Annotated in this window: 12 protein-coding genes; 8 read left to right on the top strand and 4 right to left on the bottom strand. The window is 35.9% G+C overall.

Features of this window, described 5'->3' with window-relative positions:
* Positions 1-46 precede the first annotated feature (46 nt).
* The 5 genes from BMX63_RS14310 to BMX63_RS14290 all read left to right on the top strand — a co-directional run bounded on the left by BMX63_RS14310 (position 47) and on the right by BMX63_RS14290 (position 4,661).
* Positions 47-1,132 carry an AI-2E family transporter gene (locus tag BMX63_RS14310; protein ID WP_093136882.1) on the top strand — a complete coding sequence of 362 codons (1,086 nt, stop codon included), beginning with the start codon at positions 47-49 and terminating at the stop codon, positions 1,130-1,132.
* Positions 1,133-1,691: 559 nt separating this feature from the next.
* Entirely contained in the window at positions 1,692-2,816 is a 1,125-nt protein-coding gene (locus BMX63_RS14305; RefSeq protein WP_093136880.1) for a CapA family protein, read from the top strand.
* Positions 2,817-3,010: 194 nt separating this feature from the next.
* Positions 3,011-3,745 carry a YwaF family protein gene (locus BMX63_RS14300; protein WP_093136879.1) on the top strand — a complete coding sequence of 245 codons (735 nt, stop codon included), beginning with the start codon at positions 3,011-3,013 and terminating at the stop codon, positions 3,743-3,745.
* A gap of 37 nt (positions 3,746-3,782) precedes the next feature.
* Complete coding sequence (locus BMX63_RS14295) at positions 3,783-3,953, top strand: hypothetical protein (protein WP_220083836.1); 171 nt, start codon at positions 3,783-3,785, stop codon at positions 3,951-3,953.
* 129 nt (positions 3,954-4,082) lie between these two features.
* Positions 4,083-4,661 carry a hypothetical protein gene (locus BMX63_RS14290; protein WP_093136876.1) on the top strand — a complete coding sequence of 193 codons (579 nt, stop codon included), beginning with the start codon at positions 4,083-4,085 and terminating at the stop codon, positions 4,659-4,661.
* Between the two features lie 159 nt (positions 4,662-4,820).
* Here BMX63_RS14290 and BMX63_RS14285 read toward each other — a convergent pair whose 3' ends face one another.
* Positions 4,821-5,390 carry an FAD-dependent oxidoreductase gene (locus BMX63_RS14285; protein ID WP_093136953.1) on the bottom strand — a complete coding sequence of 190 codons (570 nt, stop codon included), beginning with the start codon at positions 5,388-5,390 and terminating at the stop codon, positions 4,821-4,823.
* Between the two features lie 222 nt (positions 5,391-5,612).
* On the opposite strand from BMX63_RS14285, the gene BMX63_RS14280 reads away from it, so the two are divergent.
* The 3 genes from BMX63_RS14280 to BMX63_RS14270 all read left to right on the top strand — a co-directional run bounded on the left by BMX63_RS14280 (position 5,613) and on the right by BMX63_RS14270 (position 9,629).
* Positions 5,613-6,032: a YwpF-like family protein gene (locus BMX63_RS14280; protein ID WP_093136874.1), complete on the top strand. Its 420-nt coding sequence runs from the start codon at positions 5,613-5,615 to the stop codon at positions 6,030-6,032.
* A gap of 246 nt (positions 6,033-6,278) precedes the next feature.
* On the top strand, positions 6,279-7,643 hold the full coding sequence (locus tag BMX63_RS14275; RefSeq protein ID WP_093136873.1) for a TrkH family potassium uptake protein: 1,365 nt from the start codon (positions 6,279-6,281) through the stop codon (positions 7,641-7,643).
* 27 nt (positions 7,644-7,670) lie between these two features.
* Positions 7,671-9,629 (top strand): sensor domain-containing protein, encoded by a 1,959-nt coding sequence (locus tag BMX63_RS14270; RefSeq protein WP_093136871.1) that lies wholly within the window; start codon positions 7,671-7,673, stop codon positions 9,627-9,629.
* Positions 9,630-9,722: 93 nt separating this feature from the next.
* Here the strand turns inward: BMX63_RS14270 and BMX63_RS14265 are convergent, their stop codons facing one another.
* The 3 genes from BMX63_RS14265 to BMX63_RS14255 all read right to left on the bottom strand — a co-directional run bounded on the left by BMX63_RS14265 (position 9,723) and on the right by BMX63_RS14255 (position 13,067).
* Positions 9,723-10,601, bottom strand: coding sequence for a putative RNA methyltransferase (locus tag BMX63_RS14265; RefSeq protein WP_093136870.1), 879 nt, complete (start codon positions 10,599-10,601; stop codon positions 9,723-9,725).
* A gap of 78 nt (positions 10,602-10,679) precedes the next feature.
* Positions 10,680-11,894, bottom strand: a complete 1,215-nt coding sequence (locus BMX63_RS14260; RefSeq protein WP_093136868.1) for a S1C family serine protease — start codon at positions 11,892-11,894, stop codon at positions 10,680-10,682.
* Between the two features lie 15 nt (positions 11,895-11,909).
* Positions 11,910-13,067, bottom strand: coding sequence for an FxLYD domain-containing protein (locus BMX63_RS14255; protein WP_093136866.1), 1,158 nt, complete (start codon positions 13,065-13,067; stop codon positions 11,910-11,912).
* Positions 13,068-13,248: the final 181 nt, after the last annotated feature.

Here is a 13,248-nt window from a genome sequence, read left to right as displayed (position 1 = left end):
TAAGATAATAGATAAGAAAATTTTGTAATAGGAATGGTAGGTTACTATGGAACTAACAAAAACAAAATGGTTTCGCATTAGTGTTGGTATAATCTTATTTTTAACGATTATCTGGCTGATTAATGAAGTACAGTTTATTTTTACGCCTCTGGTGGTTTTCTTTCAAACGTTATTTGCGCCGTTTTTACTGGGTGGTATTCTCTTTTATTTATTCCGTCCATTTATTCGTTTGTTAGAAAGAATGAAGGTACCAAGAAAAATAGGGATTATTCTCCTTTATCTAATTTTTGTTGGCTTTTTAACCTTCATTATCTCTGTGATTGCACCAGTCGTACATCAACAATTTTCAAACCTGATTGATAATATACCTGAGATGGTCGATGTAGTGGAACAAGGAATTACCTATTGGCAAACCAATCAGGATTTGCTGCCTCAATATGCGAAGAATGCGATTGATTACGTAAGCAACCGTCTCGAAGATATTCTGATGTCAACAGGTACTTATCTTGGTGAGGTATTAGGTAACGTTGTGGGCTTCATCGTCTCATTAGTTATTGTTCCATTTATTTTATTCTATTTACTTAGTGATCAGGAAAAATTTGTTCCGAATGTGACCCGTTATTTTTCTAAATCACAAGCGCACCAAATCAAGGAAGTATTTCGTGATATGGATAAAGCCATCGCCAGTTATATTCAAGGGCAGTTAATCGTCAGTTCATTTGTTGGAATCGTGCTTTTTATCGGTTATTTAATCATTGGATTAGACTACTCGTTACTCCTTGCTTTATTTGGCATGGTTACAAATGTTATACCATTTTTAGGTCCATTTATTGCTGCTATCCCTGCTGTTATTGCGGGGTGGTTCCAGGATCCAATGATGTCTGTGTATGTCATTATTGTAATGGTTGTTGCCCAACAGGCTGAAAGTAATTTAATTTCACCACTGGTGATGGGTAAGTCGTTAAATGTACACCCACTAACCATCATTTTATTAGTGTTAGTCGGGGGCAATTTAGCTGGCGTACTTGGTATGATTTTAATTATCCCGTTTTATGCTGTAGGAAAGGTGATTGTGCAGCATATTTATCGTTTGTGGAATATCCATAAACAAACAAAGGATAAACAGGCTTAAAATGAAGGCTCTGTTAAACATAGGTATTGATTTCCGCTCCAGTGCACTCGCTTTCTGCGTGCGATCCGGGGGTTCCCTAGGATAGCATAGGCCAGCGCTGTTTCCTGTATATGGCTCTTCCCGGAGGAGTTTTGTGCACTTCCGTTCCAACCAACTTGGCAAAAAATCAACAATAAGCTTTAACACAGCCAAAATGAAAAGATTTGAAGGATGAAATGGTAAGTATTTCATCCTTTTTTAAGTGTTTAACATGATAAAGTGGGAACTCTGTGTTTGAAATTTCAGGAAGGCTATGTTCAGCTTCACATCCCAGCTACCTCTGAACAAAGTCAATATCGATTTGACTCTGTTCATCGTGTTTCTTTATATATTCTATAGATCCTACAGTTTAGTTGATACGTTATATCGGTAAACAGGCCCCGCTTCTTTTTCGTATACGCCATTTACATAACCTTTTATGGTGACTTCTATGAATCTTCCTTTCTGCATATATCAGAAATAAGAAAAACTCAGGGGAATGATCCTTTAAGTTGGATTTGTCCTGGAAAGGAAGCTCCTTATGAAGAGGTTATGGATTTTAGGTATTGGCTTTGTCTTTATCTTTGTTACACTGTTTATTTGGTGTATTCTTGTGCTGAAACAGGAAGTGAGCATGAAAACTTACGCTTTTCATAGTACTCAGGAACTTGATATCTCCCCAATGTCATCCCCCGATGCTCCATTACGTTTAGTTCCTCAGGATTCTATCTATATTACTTTTGCTGGTGATACCATGTTTGATGGCTCTGTAAGAACCGCTATTCAGCAGCATGGTTACGATTATCCTTTCCGATATGTAAGGAAGGAAGTGGGGAAAGTTGACTATGCTATCCTTAATCTAGAAACAGCTGTCACTACGGAAAAGGAAAAAGACACCGTTCAACTCTATAACTTTAAAGCAGCTCCCCAAGCATTAGCGGGTATAAAAAATGCTGGTTTTGATATGGTCACCTTGGCTAATAATCATGCGATGGATTATAAAGATGATGGATTTATAGATACCCTCAATTATTTGAAGCATTATGAATTAAATTATTTTGGGGCTGGAATGAATAAAGAGAAAGCTTATCAGGCACAAAAGGTTAAAATAAAAGGAAGAACGATAAAATTTTTAGGTTTTTCTCGCTTCTTACCAGCTGTACGCTGGTATGAGGGAGAAGGTCCTGTAATAGCGAGTGCATACCAACAGGACCGGGTCTTAAATACGATTCAACGTGAAAGCAAAAATACAGATTATTTATTTGTGTATATCCATTGGGGTGTTGAGGGGAATGTACGTCCAGAAGCTTGGCAGCGAGAATTTGCTAGGAAAATGATTGATAAAGGGGCTGATGGAATAATTGGGTCACATCCTCATGTATTACAAGGATTTGAATATTATCAAAATAAGCCTATCGCTTATTCGTTAGGAAACTTTTTATTCCCGGATTATATCCAGGGAAAAACGGCTGAAACAGGCTTACTTACTCTCAAAATAGAAGGGGATGTATTAACGATGAAGTTTAGTCCCTACTACATTCGTTCGAATCAAATCCATTCCATAAGTAGTAAAGAAGAAATAAGGATTTTGCAAAAACTGGAGAAGTTGTCTTATCAAGTCACGCGAGAAGGACATTACTTATTTTCCTCTCAACCTGATTCCTAGTAGTCTCTCTAAATAAATTCCCTTTTCAAAAACAGCCTAACAGGCCTAACTGAAATGGACCGCCTTTATTACTAAAAAGATAGACGAATATCTTATGATATGTCATACTTTTTGAGTAGAAAGAAACTAGTAATTTTACAATCCTATACCCATACAATAAATGAAGTAAATGGTAAAGACGTGGAGGCATTCATATGTTCCAGGGCTATTTTTCCTACGAAAATACAGGAGATCCTTTCACATTATTTTCTGCATCCCACTTGTTTATGCTCTTGATAGGAGCTTTGTTAGGCTGTCTCTTGGTTGTATTTCGTCATCGTATACGAAGTCATCCGGTTATGGATAAATGGCTGTGCAATCTACTCATTATGGTTTTAGTTTTAAGTGAAGGTTCTTTAAATCTTTGGTATATTATCGTAGGCAACTGGGATATAAGGGAAACTTTACCCTTACAGCTGTGTTCAATATCTTTATTAATGAGTATTATCATGCTTATTACACGTTCAACGAAATGGTTTGAAATGGTGTATTTCTTAGGAATTGGCGGTGCACTTCAGGCCCTGATAACTCCTGAAATATTTTATGATTTTCCCCATTATCGTTATTTTCACTTCTTTATTGCCCATATCTTTATCATTTTATCTTCTCTATATATGATTGTAATTGAAGGAAAAAAGGTTACGCTTAAATCAGTATGGAAAACCATGCTGGTATTAAACGGTATTGCTTTTGTGATATTCTTCTTGAATCAGTGGATAAATGCAAACTACATGTTTTTGGCTCATAAGCCGGTAAATCCCAGCATATTGGACTATTTACCAGAATTTCCTTGGTATATTTTCTGGCTGGAGATTTTTGCTTTACTAATGTTTTTCTTATTATATCTTCCTTTTGTATTGATGAAAATAAAAGGGGAAGAAGATGAATGACTTCTATGAAAGGGGAAGAGAGATGTCTCTGTTGAAAATGATAATCATCTCTATTGTTCTGGGTATTGCAGTTGGCTATGGATCGGGTTATCTCCTGGATGGTCGCTTTCAGCCGGATTTCTTTGTCTTATTTACAATCATTACTTTTATTACGCTTCTTGTAAGGGAAATTAAAAAAGATAAACGAAAGAATACAGATAGAGAGTAAATGGTCATAAGACTAGCGATTTGAATAACCTACTCCTCAAGACTTAAAATTAGAAAAAATTGCAAAAAATAGTAGCCATCATTTCAGGAATAAGGTATAGTTTTAAAAGGGAGAGGAGAGTTCTTAGAAATGGCTAACGTATACATATTATTAACAAAGACTGGAACGTTTTTTTCACAGGCCATTGGACTATATACAAAGGAACCTTATAACCATGTATCCATTTCAATAGATAAAGAGTTAACAGAACTATATAGCTTTGGCAGGAAAAAAACGTGTAATCCACTACGAGCTGGTTTTGTAAAAGAAAATATACAAGATGGGGTTTATGCTAAATTTCCGGATACTACATGTGAAGTATATGCGCTTCAAGTAAGTAAAAGACAAAAGGAGAAAATTGAGCGTACGATTCGTCATTTTAAGCAGAATAAAAACGATTACCGATATAATCTACTGGGAATTGCTGCAGTTCCGTTCGGCAAATCTTTGGAACGAAAATATGCTTACTTCTGTTCCCAATTTGTGGCGACGGTTTTAAAAATGGCAGGAATAGAACTGTGGGATAAGCCTTTAGGTCTTATAACACCTGGTGAATATCGATCAACTCGTTTACTACAAAAGGTATATGAAGGACCTTTGAGTACATATATAGCAACTTTAACAGAAGAGAAGCCTGTTTCGATTCAGCAGAAAATGATTCAAGTATAATGATATGTATCTATTATACTCATAATACATGGATAAAAAAGCCTTATTCACGAAGGAACTGTGAATAAGGCTTTTTTATGCAGTCGGTTCCTTTTTGTTACGTTATATGAAATAAAGCGATAATAGGGAATTTAACAATCTTTTAGAAAACAGCCTCTATTAATCTTTACTTTGGATAATGTCATGGTCTACGTAGCGCTGGCCATTTAATTCACTAATGATGTTAATCGCTACTTTTGCACCGTGACCGGATGTAATGATGGTATGTACACTCTCACCAGCAACAGTACCAGCTGCCCATACGTTCTTTTTATTGGTTTTCCCCTCATGATCTACTTTAATGTTTCGTGCAATGCGAGGTTCTTGTCCATCTACAATCTTCAGCCCCATATCTTCTGCTAAATCAACAGACAATCCGGTTGCCAGTAAAATATGCTTGGCTTCATATTGATGCTGTCCCATATGAACAAGAAAATTTTTTCCATGATTTTCGATTTTGGTTACTTTCTCTGTTTTTAATTCAGCCCCCACTGCTTTCGCTTGCTGCATCCCAATTTCGAGTAAATCAGGACCCTCAATGTCTTTAACACCATAATGGTTTTTGACCCATGCTTTTTTAGTAATACTTTTCCCCGAATCTGTTAATAAGGTTTTCTTTCCTGCCTTGGCTGAAAAGATGGCTGCACTTGCACCAGCGGGCCCTGCTCCAATAATGGCAATATCATACATCATTTTATCCACTCCTTTATTACTATTTTTCGATACAAGTTCATTCACAATACAATATGAATTATGTAAGCTTATTATCACGTACTATAATTAATATAGCCATTATCAAATCGGATAAAACATCATATTGCATAATTGCAGCAAATCACATATTTAAAAAGACAGGATTCTATTTGAATTTACCAGGATAAGATATATAATAGGGGCACAAAGGTGGTGCATATGAAAACATTTAAATTAATATCTTTAGATGTTTTAGAAAAGCGAGGCGATGAATTAACAAACAAGCCCATAGATTTAAAAGATGGTTTAATTATTAATCGGGAGGATGAGCAGAACCATTGGCTGGTTGAAGCTTATATGAATGATTCATATAAACCATTTTTTCAACAAATGATGGATGAAAAGCGAGAATATGTTTTACAGGTAAAAATATCTAAAGAGTCTAATGAACCAGCGACAATAATGGTCAAAATGGTAGGCATAAACAAAATTGGTGAGTCCATGAATGTTCTTTTTAAGGGTACGTTACTGAATCGCAAACAGGAAAAAGTAGAGGAGATGCTGCAGGGGCTCATTCAAGAAGGATTTCAAGGGGCAGAACTGCTGGAAAAGTTTAAAGAACGAAGCAAGCAGTTTTGACACCATTCCTCCCTAATTAAGAGTATTGACCCCTCTTGGGTAAAGGCGGGGTCATTTTTTAGACTCTGTTAAACATAGGTGTTGATTTCCGCTCTACGATCAAGTAGACATAACCTTCTACTTTCAGTGACAAAATCCGATTATTTGAATAGCGTTTGAGAGTCGATTTTACATTTCTATACTTGATAAATATCAAAAATATTGTCATGATAAGAAGGATTTTAGTGAATAAAGGGAGAAAATGTAATGCTAGGAAGAAATAAATTTTCAGAATGGTTAAATAAGCGTTCGCCTGCGCAGCTCATTATGATTTTTTACATCATAGCGGTTACTGTATCCTGCATGTTACTAGGCATGCCCATTGCTCATAAAGATGGAATTAATCTAACCTTTATGGAAGTGCTTTTTACATCTGTTAGCGCTGTGAGTGTAACAGGCTTATCTGTTGTATCAATTGTAGATACCTTTAACTCATTTGGTGTTATCTTGTTGGCCATTGTGCTCCAGTTTGGTGGAGTAGGGGTGATGACTCTTGGAACCCTTATCTGGATTGTGGTAGGGAAGAAAATTGGTTTAAAAGAACGGCGCTTAATCATGGCTGACCATAACCAGTATTCATTTAAAGGAATCGTTAAGTTAATGAAAGGGATTTTCAAACTCATATTATGGATTGAGCTAATAGGTTTCCTTGTTCTTGGCACTTATTATTTAACTTACTTTCCTAACTGGCAGGAAGCCTATTTTCATGGTTTTTTCGCCTCAATCAGTGCAACGACCAATGGAGGATTTGATATAACAGGGCAATCCCTAATTCCATTTAAAGATGATTATTTTGTTCAAACCATTCACATTGCACTTATCATATTTGGATCGATAGGTTTTCCGGTATTAATTGAGGTTAAGGATTATTTATTCTCTTCACAAGAAGAACGAAAATTTATGCGTTTTTCTTTATTTACAAAGGTCACAACTTTTACATATGCTTGCTTATTAATATTCGGATTTCTTATTATAATTTTATTAGAATGGAATCATTTCTTTGCTGATAAATCATGGCATGAAATGATCTTTTACAGCTTATTTCAATCTACGACAAGCAGAAGTGGGGGGCTATCCACGCTAGATATGAATGTACTAACGGAACAGTCCCAGTTTGTGACTTCTGCATTGATGTTTGTGGGTGCTTCCCCAAGTAGTGTAGGTGGAGGTATCCGGACTACGACTTTTGCATTAGTTATTATATTTATTATTACCTTTGCCAGAGGAAAACGTACAGTAGCTTTCTTTCGAAGGGAAGTTCATGAAGAAGACTTATATAAAGCAGTTGTGGTCATTTTAATGGCGGTTCTTCTTTGTTTTACCGCTGTGACGATTCTCACAGTTTTGGAAGACTCATCACTTATGGCAATCATTTTTGAAGTTAGCTCTGCCTTTGGTACAACTGGTTTATCTATGGGAATTACAGAAGAGCTTTCACCCGTAAGTAAGGTTATCCTGATGATTCTTATGTTTATTGGACGAATTGGCATTTTAACTCTGCTCTTTTCTTTTAACAATGAGAGAAAGAAGAGTGAATTTCATTATCCAAAAGAAAAAATCATCATTGGCTAGTAAGTCATACATTTAGGGGGAATTACTTTGAAGAAAGGATCTCGTAACACCGAACTTATGACACCGGCTTGGGTGCTGGAAGAGGTAAATGATGCAATTGTCATTATGAAAGCAGAAGGAGAGATCCTATTCGCAAATCATGCAGCTAATGAGTTGTTAAATGATGAAGCGCTTATAGGCCAGTCAATTGATCATTTTTTTACGATAGAAGACGTGGCTGAGACGAAAAAAAAACCAGTTTTAGTTGAACTGGATTTCGTAAATACAAAAATGGTTCAAATTAAAAGCTGGAAGCTTACTGACAGCCATATATGTTTATTTATTCAACCTGTCCGTTTTAAAGATCAAAAAGAGTACCATATGTATGAACTAAAATACCAAATGAGTCAGCCTTATGAGGGCTTGGTTTTACATCAAGCTGGCCGGATAATTGATTGTGATGATTCTTTAGCAGAACTATTTGGCTACACAAAATCAGAACTCATCAATCAATCCATTTACTCCTTCATCGACTCGCGTTATACCAATCTTATAAAGAATAATATGAATAAACATCTTGATACTCCCTATTTAGTAAAGGCGTATAAGAAATCGGGTTTTCCCCTTTATGTAGATGTATTACCCCATCCATATCCTGATAAAGATGGGGATTTGCGTATCGCAGTGTTACGTGATGTTACGGATCGTGTGCAGAGTGAAAAACAAATTCAATTTATGGCCTACTATGATGAACTAACCGATCTTCCCAATCGTAACTTTTTTATGAAAACATTGGAAGAAGCCATTGCAGAAATCCAAAATAAGGATTGCCAAATGGCCGTACACTTTGTAGATATTGATTATTTTAAGCAAATAAACGATACACTAGGTTACCAATTTGGTGATGCCTTATTACAGTCATGTGCTAAACGTCTAAAACAGTTGTTAAATACGAAAAATTTCATTGCTCGTATGAGTGGAGATGAATTTTTGATTTTACAACGTGATATTAAATCAAAAGCCGAAGCAGAAGCTTTTGCGAAAAAAGTGATTAATGCTTTTCAGACGCCTATTAAGGTTCAGGACTTTGAAATTTTTACGACCGTAAGTATTGGTATTAGTATATATCCGGAAAACGCAGATAAGCCAAATGAGCTGGTTAAGCAGGCTGATTCAGCTATGTATGTCATTAAGGAAAATCAACGTAATCATTATAAATTATTTGAATCTTCAATAACAAAAGATTTTAAAGAGATGCTTACGATTGAAAATGAAATGAGACGAGCGATTAAACAAAAGCAATTTGAAGTTCATTACCAGCCACAAGTAGATATTTCCAATGATCAGGTTATTGGATTTGAAGCTTTACTTCGGTGGAAGCATCCTTCAAGAGGTTATATTTCTCCTGGTATGTTTATTCCTTTAGCAGAAAAAACTGGACTAATAATTGAAATAGGGGACTGGGTACTTCGTGAGGCGTGCAGGCAAAATAAAAAGTGGCATGAAAAAGGGTATGGTCCTACTAAAGTGAGTGTAAACTTATCGGTTAAACAATTTCTTCAAAAGGATTTAGTCAATAAGGTCAAGCAAATACTGCTGGAAACAAAACTGGATTCGGCCTTTTTAGAGCTTGAGATTACAGAGAGTATGTCGATGTCTAATGAAGCTTATATTATGGAAACTTTAAAGGGTTTAAAGGAACTGGGGGTTAATGTATCAATAGATGACTTTGGAACAGGTTATTCCTCTATGAAATATTTAAGCCAGTTTCCTCTTAGTAAGCTAAAAATTGATCAATTATTTATTAGAGGAGATAAGGAACAAAATCAGGCAATTGTGAAATCCATTATCCATTTGTCCCATTCGTTGGATATGAAAGTAATTGCTGAAGGTGTGGAAACAAAGGAACAACTGGAATTTCTTAAGAGCCAAAAATGCGATGAAATACAAGGGTTTTATTTTAGTAAACCTGTTGCTCCAAAGATAGCAGAACGTTTTTTTGCATGAAAATCGTGTAAGTATGTTAAGTAAATCCTGGATACACAATCTTACTAAGAAAGAAGAGGGCAGTCTCAAATAGGAGAGAATACCCTCTTCTTTTTACTTTACACCGACTAAAATCTCAAGGTCCACGGTAATGGAGGATAAGGAATGCTGCTCTAGAACAGATTGAACGTGAGTTTCTGGTATTGACCATGTTAGAGGTGTCATTTGAATTAATGAGTGAACAGAAGCTGAATCTAAATCCACCTTGTATTTCACCTCCATACGATCCTTTAATTGGAAATGACGAGTAAAAAGTTCAACCGTCTCTTCGTTGGAATAAGATTGTTTACTCGTATCTTCAAAAAAGACTTCTCTTAATTCCTTTAAATAGTCACGTTGCGGTACCACTTTTATTACAAAACCATCTTCCTTTAACAGCCTTTTAAATTCTGCGTAATTGGATGGTGATAAAATGTTTAATAGGATGTGGAAGGATTGATCTTGAAAAGGGGAGTGAGCAAGATCAGCAACGGCCCAAATATTTTCCGTATAATTTTTACTAGCTACCATGATTCCTTCCTTTGATAAATCAATTCCTATTCCAGTTACATCTTTTTTAAACTCAGATTGCAGCTTTCCAGAAAGGCAGGAAAGGTGAGAACCTTCTCCACAGCCTGTGTCTAAGAGATAAAGAGTATCCTTTTGTGAAAAGTTCCTTTGAATCCATTCGGAAATTTGCTGAAGCACGGGCTCAAATAATTTGTGCTCTACCATTAATTCTCTACGTGATTCAAATAAATCTGTGTTGTATTTCGTCTTGGCAGGACGGGTTGTAAGATTTAAGTATCCTTTCCTGGTAAAATCAAAAGTGTGATGATTTTGACAAATGAAGCTTTTAGTTTCATGAACACGCATAAATGTATGGCAAATGGGGCATTGAAAGAGACTTTGATGCGCTTCAACTTGTCTTATGCTTTTTAATTTTTTGTTCATAAATATAGCTTTCCTCCTTAATCACAGATAAACCGATGAAAAATCCTCTATACAGGAAAAATGTATAGAGGATTTAAATTAAGATTGGGATTCATCTTTATTTTCTTCCTGGGTATCTTCAGCAGGGGATGACTCCTGCTCAGTAGTAGAAAGTAATTCCTGATTTTTCTCCAGTATTTTTAATTGATCATTTTCATAACCAATGATAAAGGTGCTTTCATAATGCTCAGTAATCTTGACTTGATGTTCATCCCTTGAAACATGATCAGCATTTAAAGTAATCTTAACACGCTGATTGGGTTGTACTTCAGGACTGATATTAGTAATACTTAAATCGTGAATGTGAACATATTCATTACGAAAATCCTGATAGCTTGTTTGTCTTTGCCCATTCATTCCTAATAACTTATAGGCATTTAAATAATCTCGCATCTCAATATTTTCATAAAAATAATTGACGATATAAGTTGCATCCTGTATAAATTGATCTTCATCAGGTGTATCTTGAGCCTTAATAGCTCCATCATACTGTAATTCCTCATCGTCCGCTTTGTCAGACCACATTTTTACCTGGTCTATAACCTGGTGGATGGGGAGACTGAAGCCAATTTGTCCTTCATTTGAACCTGCAGAATTTATAGCAATAATTTCACCAGATTGGCGGTGAATTAATGGTCCACCGCTATTTCCATTCGTAATCGGGGCAGAAATTTGGTATAGCCCTTGATAATTATATTGCTCATCAACTGAAAAGCTGCGATTTTTTCCCGAAATTATTCCGGTTGTTACCGTGTTTTGGAAACCTAATGGACTTCCAACTGCGATAATTTCATCCCCAATTTCAGGTTCAAAGTTCGGATTTAGTGATAATGTTTTCCCGTCAACCAACTGGGGAACACGAAGTACCGCAACATCTTCCTCTGATCCTAGGCCGATAATGGCAGCAGGATAGGTTCTGGCATCAGACGTCTTGACATAAACGGAATCAGCATTTTCGACTACGTGCGCATTGGTCATAATATCTCCTTTATTATTATAAACAAAACCGGAACCAATATTTTTTCCCGATTCACTTTCAGCCTCAATTTGGACGACCGATTTTTGCGCCTCATGAATAATCGTTTTTAGCGTCGTTTTACTTTCTTCATCTGCACGTACTAAACTGGCTACTTTATTTTCGTGCTCAATGGATTCTTCATCCCAATTTTGATAATAAAGATACATAAGGATAGTAACACAAAGGGTAATGGTAACAGTTATAATAATGGGCCAAAATAGGTGCTTATTTTTCATCCAAGTCACTCCTCATTACGGTGAGTCAAGGAACCATTTGACTTGATCGACTTCCGCTTTTAGTTCTTCTTTAACCTCATAGTGGGTAAATTCAAAATGACCCTCTTCGTCTGGATAAAGTGTATCTGGATACACATAAACTTCGTTGGACTCAACAACTTCTCCATCTCCGTTTAACAAGTTATAGGATACAGAAACGGAGTAAATGGGAACCGTAGCCACACTTTTTAGAGTCCCTGTAACCACTAAATCACCAAATTCATCTTTCTTTGATTTAATGGAAACCATTTCGATGGCATCGTTTTTATTTAACTCATGTTCCTGTTCAGCTGCACTGATGGCTTGTTCAATCCGTTTTTGCTGCTCTGTTTCAAATGCTACTTTTTCTTTTTCGATGGTTGTTTTCAGACTTTGCAATTTTTCGTTTTCAGGGGCATAGCGTAACCCGTCTTCTATAATGGCCATTGCATCTGAGAATTGTTTTAACTTTAAGCTTTCATTTGCTGTGGAATACGTAAAATCCACTAATCTGGTTCGGATTTCCTTTGCCATGGATTTTGCCTCATCCGTCTGAATGCTTTCTGCCTGCCAAAGAAGAAGTTTTAAATCATCAATAGCTGGATCCTGACTTAATTTGTTTTTTAATTCTGCCGTTTTGATTTCATTTCGGGTCTTTACGAGTTGTTCTAATAATTTATCGACGACCTCACCATTGTAATTCTGTAGGTCCTCTTCAGCCTGTTTTGTAATTTTAAGTCCTTGCTGGTAGGCCTTTTCATCCATCAATTTATTCGCAGATTGTATTTGGTTTTGAATGGATAATGCAATGTCCATAAACTGAGCATTTTGTACAGCTGCAGGAAAATAAGATTTATGCTCTTTTGCCTCTTTAAAGAGGTTTTTTGCTTGTTGAAAATTCCCTTCTACAGCTATTTTTTCGGCTTTTTCATAAGCTTCTACAGCCTGATTTTCCTGATAGGATAAGAAAAAATAAAAGCCAATAAAGACAATAATTGCAAGGAATAATCCACTAATTGGCACAAACCACCATTTATTAAAACCTTGATTCTTTGACATTCTCTCATTTAAATCATTCGGTAATGGTTTACCGCAATTAATACAGTACTCCTCTTCTTGTTTCACCTCTGTTCCACAGAAAGGGCAATGGGCCATCAAAATCACCTGCTTAAGCTTATATTTACCACGTCTACGGCCGGTATTTTTCTTTAATCATGAGTTGCTGTAAACAGTTGGTAAAATCCAAATATTTCAACTTACAATTAAATGGTTGATTAATCCACAATTGAAGTCTTATTCTATATTAAGTTCATCATAAATTTTAACATAGAATTTA

Source organism: Salinibacillus kushneri, from assembly GCF_900111405.1.
GTDB lineage: Bacteria > Bacillota > Bacilli > Bacillales > Alkalibacillaceae > Salinibacillus > Salinibacillus kushneri.
The sequence above is the reverse complement of the archived record's forward strand: the minus strand, read 5'-3'. Positions and strand labels throughout refer to the sequence as shown.

Excerpts from the sequence above, each read along its gene's own strand:
- BMX63_RS14310 (WP_093136882.1), top strand. The coding sequence starts at position 47 with ATGGAACTAACAAAAACAAAATGGTTTCGCATTAGTGTTGGTATAATC.
- BMX63_RS14305 (WP_093136880.1), top strand. The coding sequence starts at position 1,692 with ATGAAGAGGTTATGGATTTTAGGTATTGGCTTTGTCTTTATCTTTGTT.
- BMX63_RS14300 (WP_093136879.1), top strand. The coding sequence starts at position 3,011 with ATGTTCCAGGGCTATTTTTCCTACGAAAATACAGGAGATCCTTTCACA.
- BMX63_RS14295 (WP_220083836.1), top strand. The coding sequence starts at position 3,783 with ATGATAATCATCTCTATTGTTCTGGGTATTGCAGTTGGCTATGGATCG.
- BMX63_RS14290 (WP_093136876.1), top strand. The coding sequence starts at position 4,083 with ATGGCTAACGTATACATATTATTAACAAAGACTGGAACGTTTTTTTCA.
- BMX63_RS14285 (WP_093136953.1), bottom strand. The coding sequence starts at position 5,390 with ATGTATGATATTGCCATTATTGGAGCAGGGCCCGCTGGTGCAAGTGCA.
- BMX63_RS14280 (WP_093136874.1), top strand. The coding sequence starts at position 5,613 with ATGAAAACATTTAAATTAATATCTTTAGATGTTTTAGAAAAGCGAGGC.
- BMX63_RS14275 (WP_093136873.1), top strand. The coding sequence starts at position 6,279 with ATGCTAGGAAGAAATAAATTTTCAGAATGGTTAAATAAGCGTTCGCCT.
- BMX63_RS14265 (WP_093136870.1), bottom strand. The coding sequence starts at position 10,601 with ATGAACAAAAAATTAAAAAGCATAAGACAAGTTGAAGCGCATCAAAGT.
- BMX63_RS14260 (WP_093136868.1), bottom strand. The coding sequence starts at position 11,894 with ATGAAAAATAAGCACCTATTTTGGCCCATTATTATAACTGTTACCATT.
- BMX63_RS14255 (WP_093136866.1), bottom strand. The coding sequence starts at position 13,067 with ATGGCCCATTGCCCTTTCTGTGGAACAGAGGTGAAACAAGAAGAGGAG.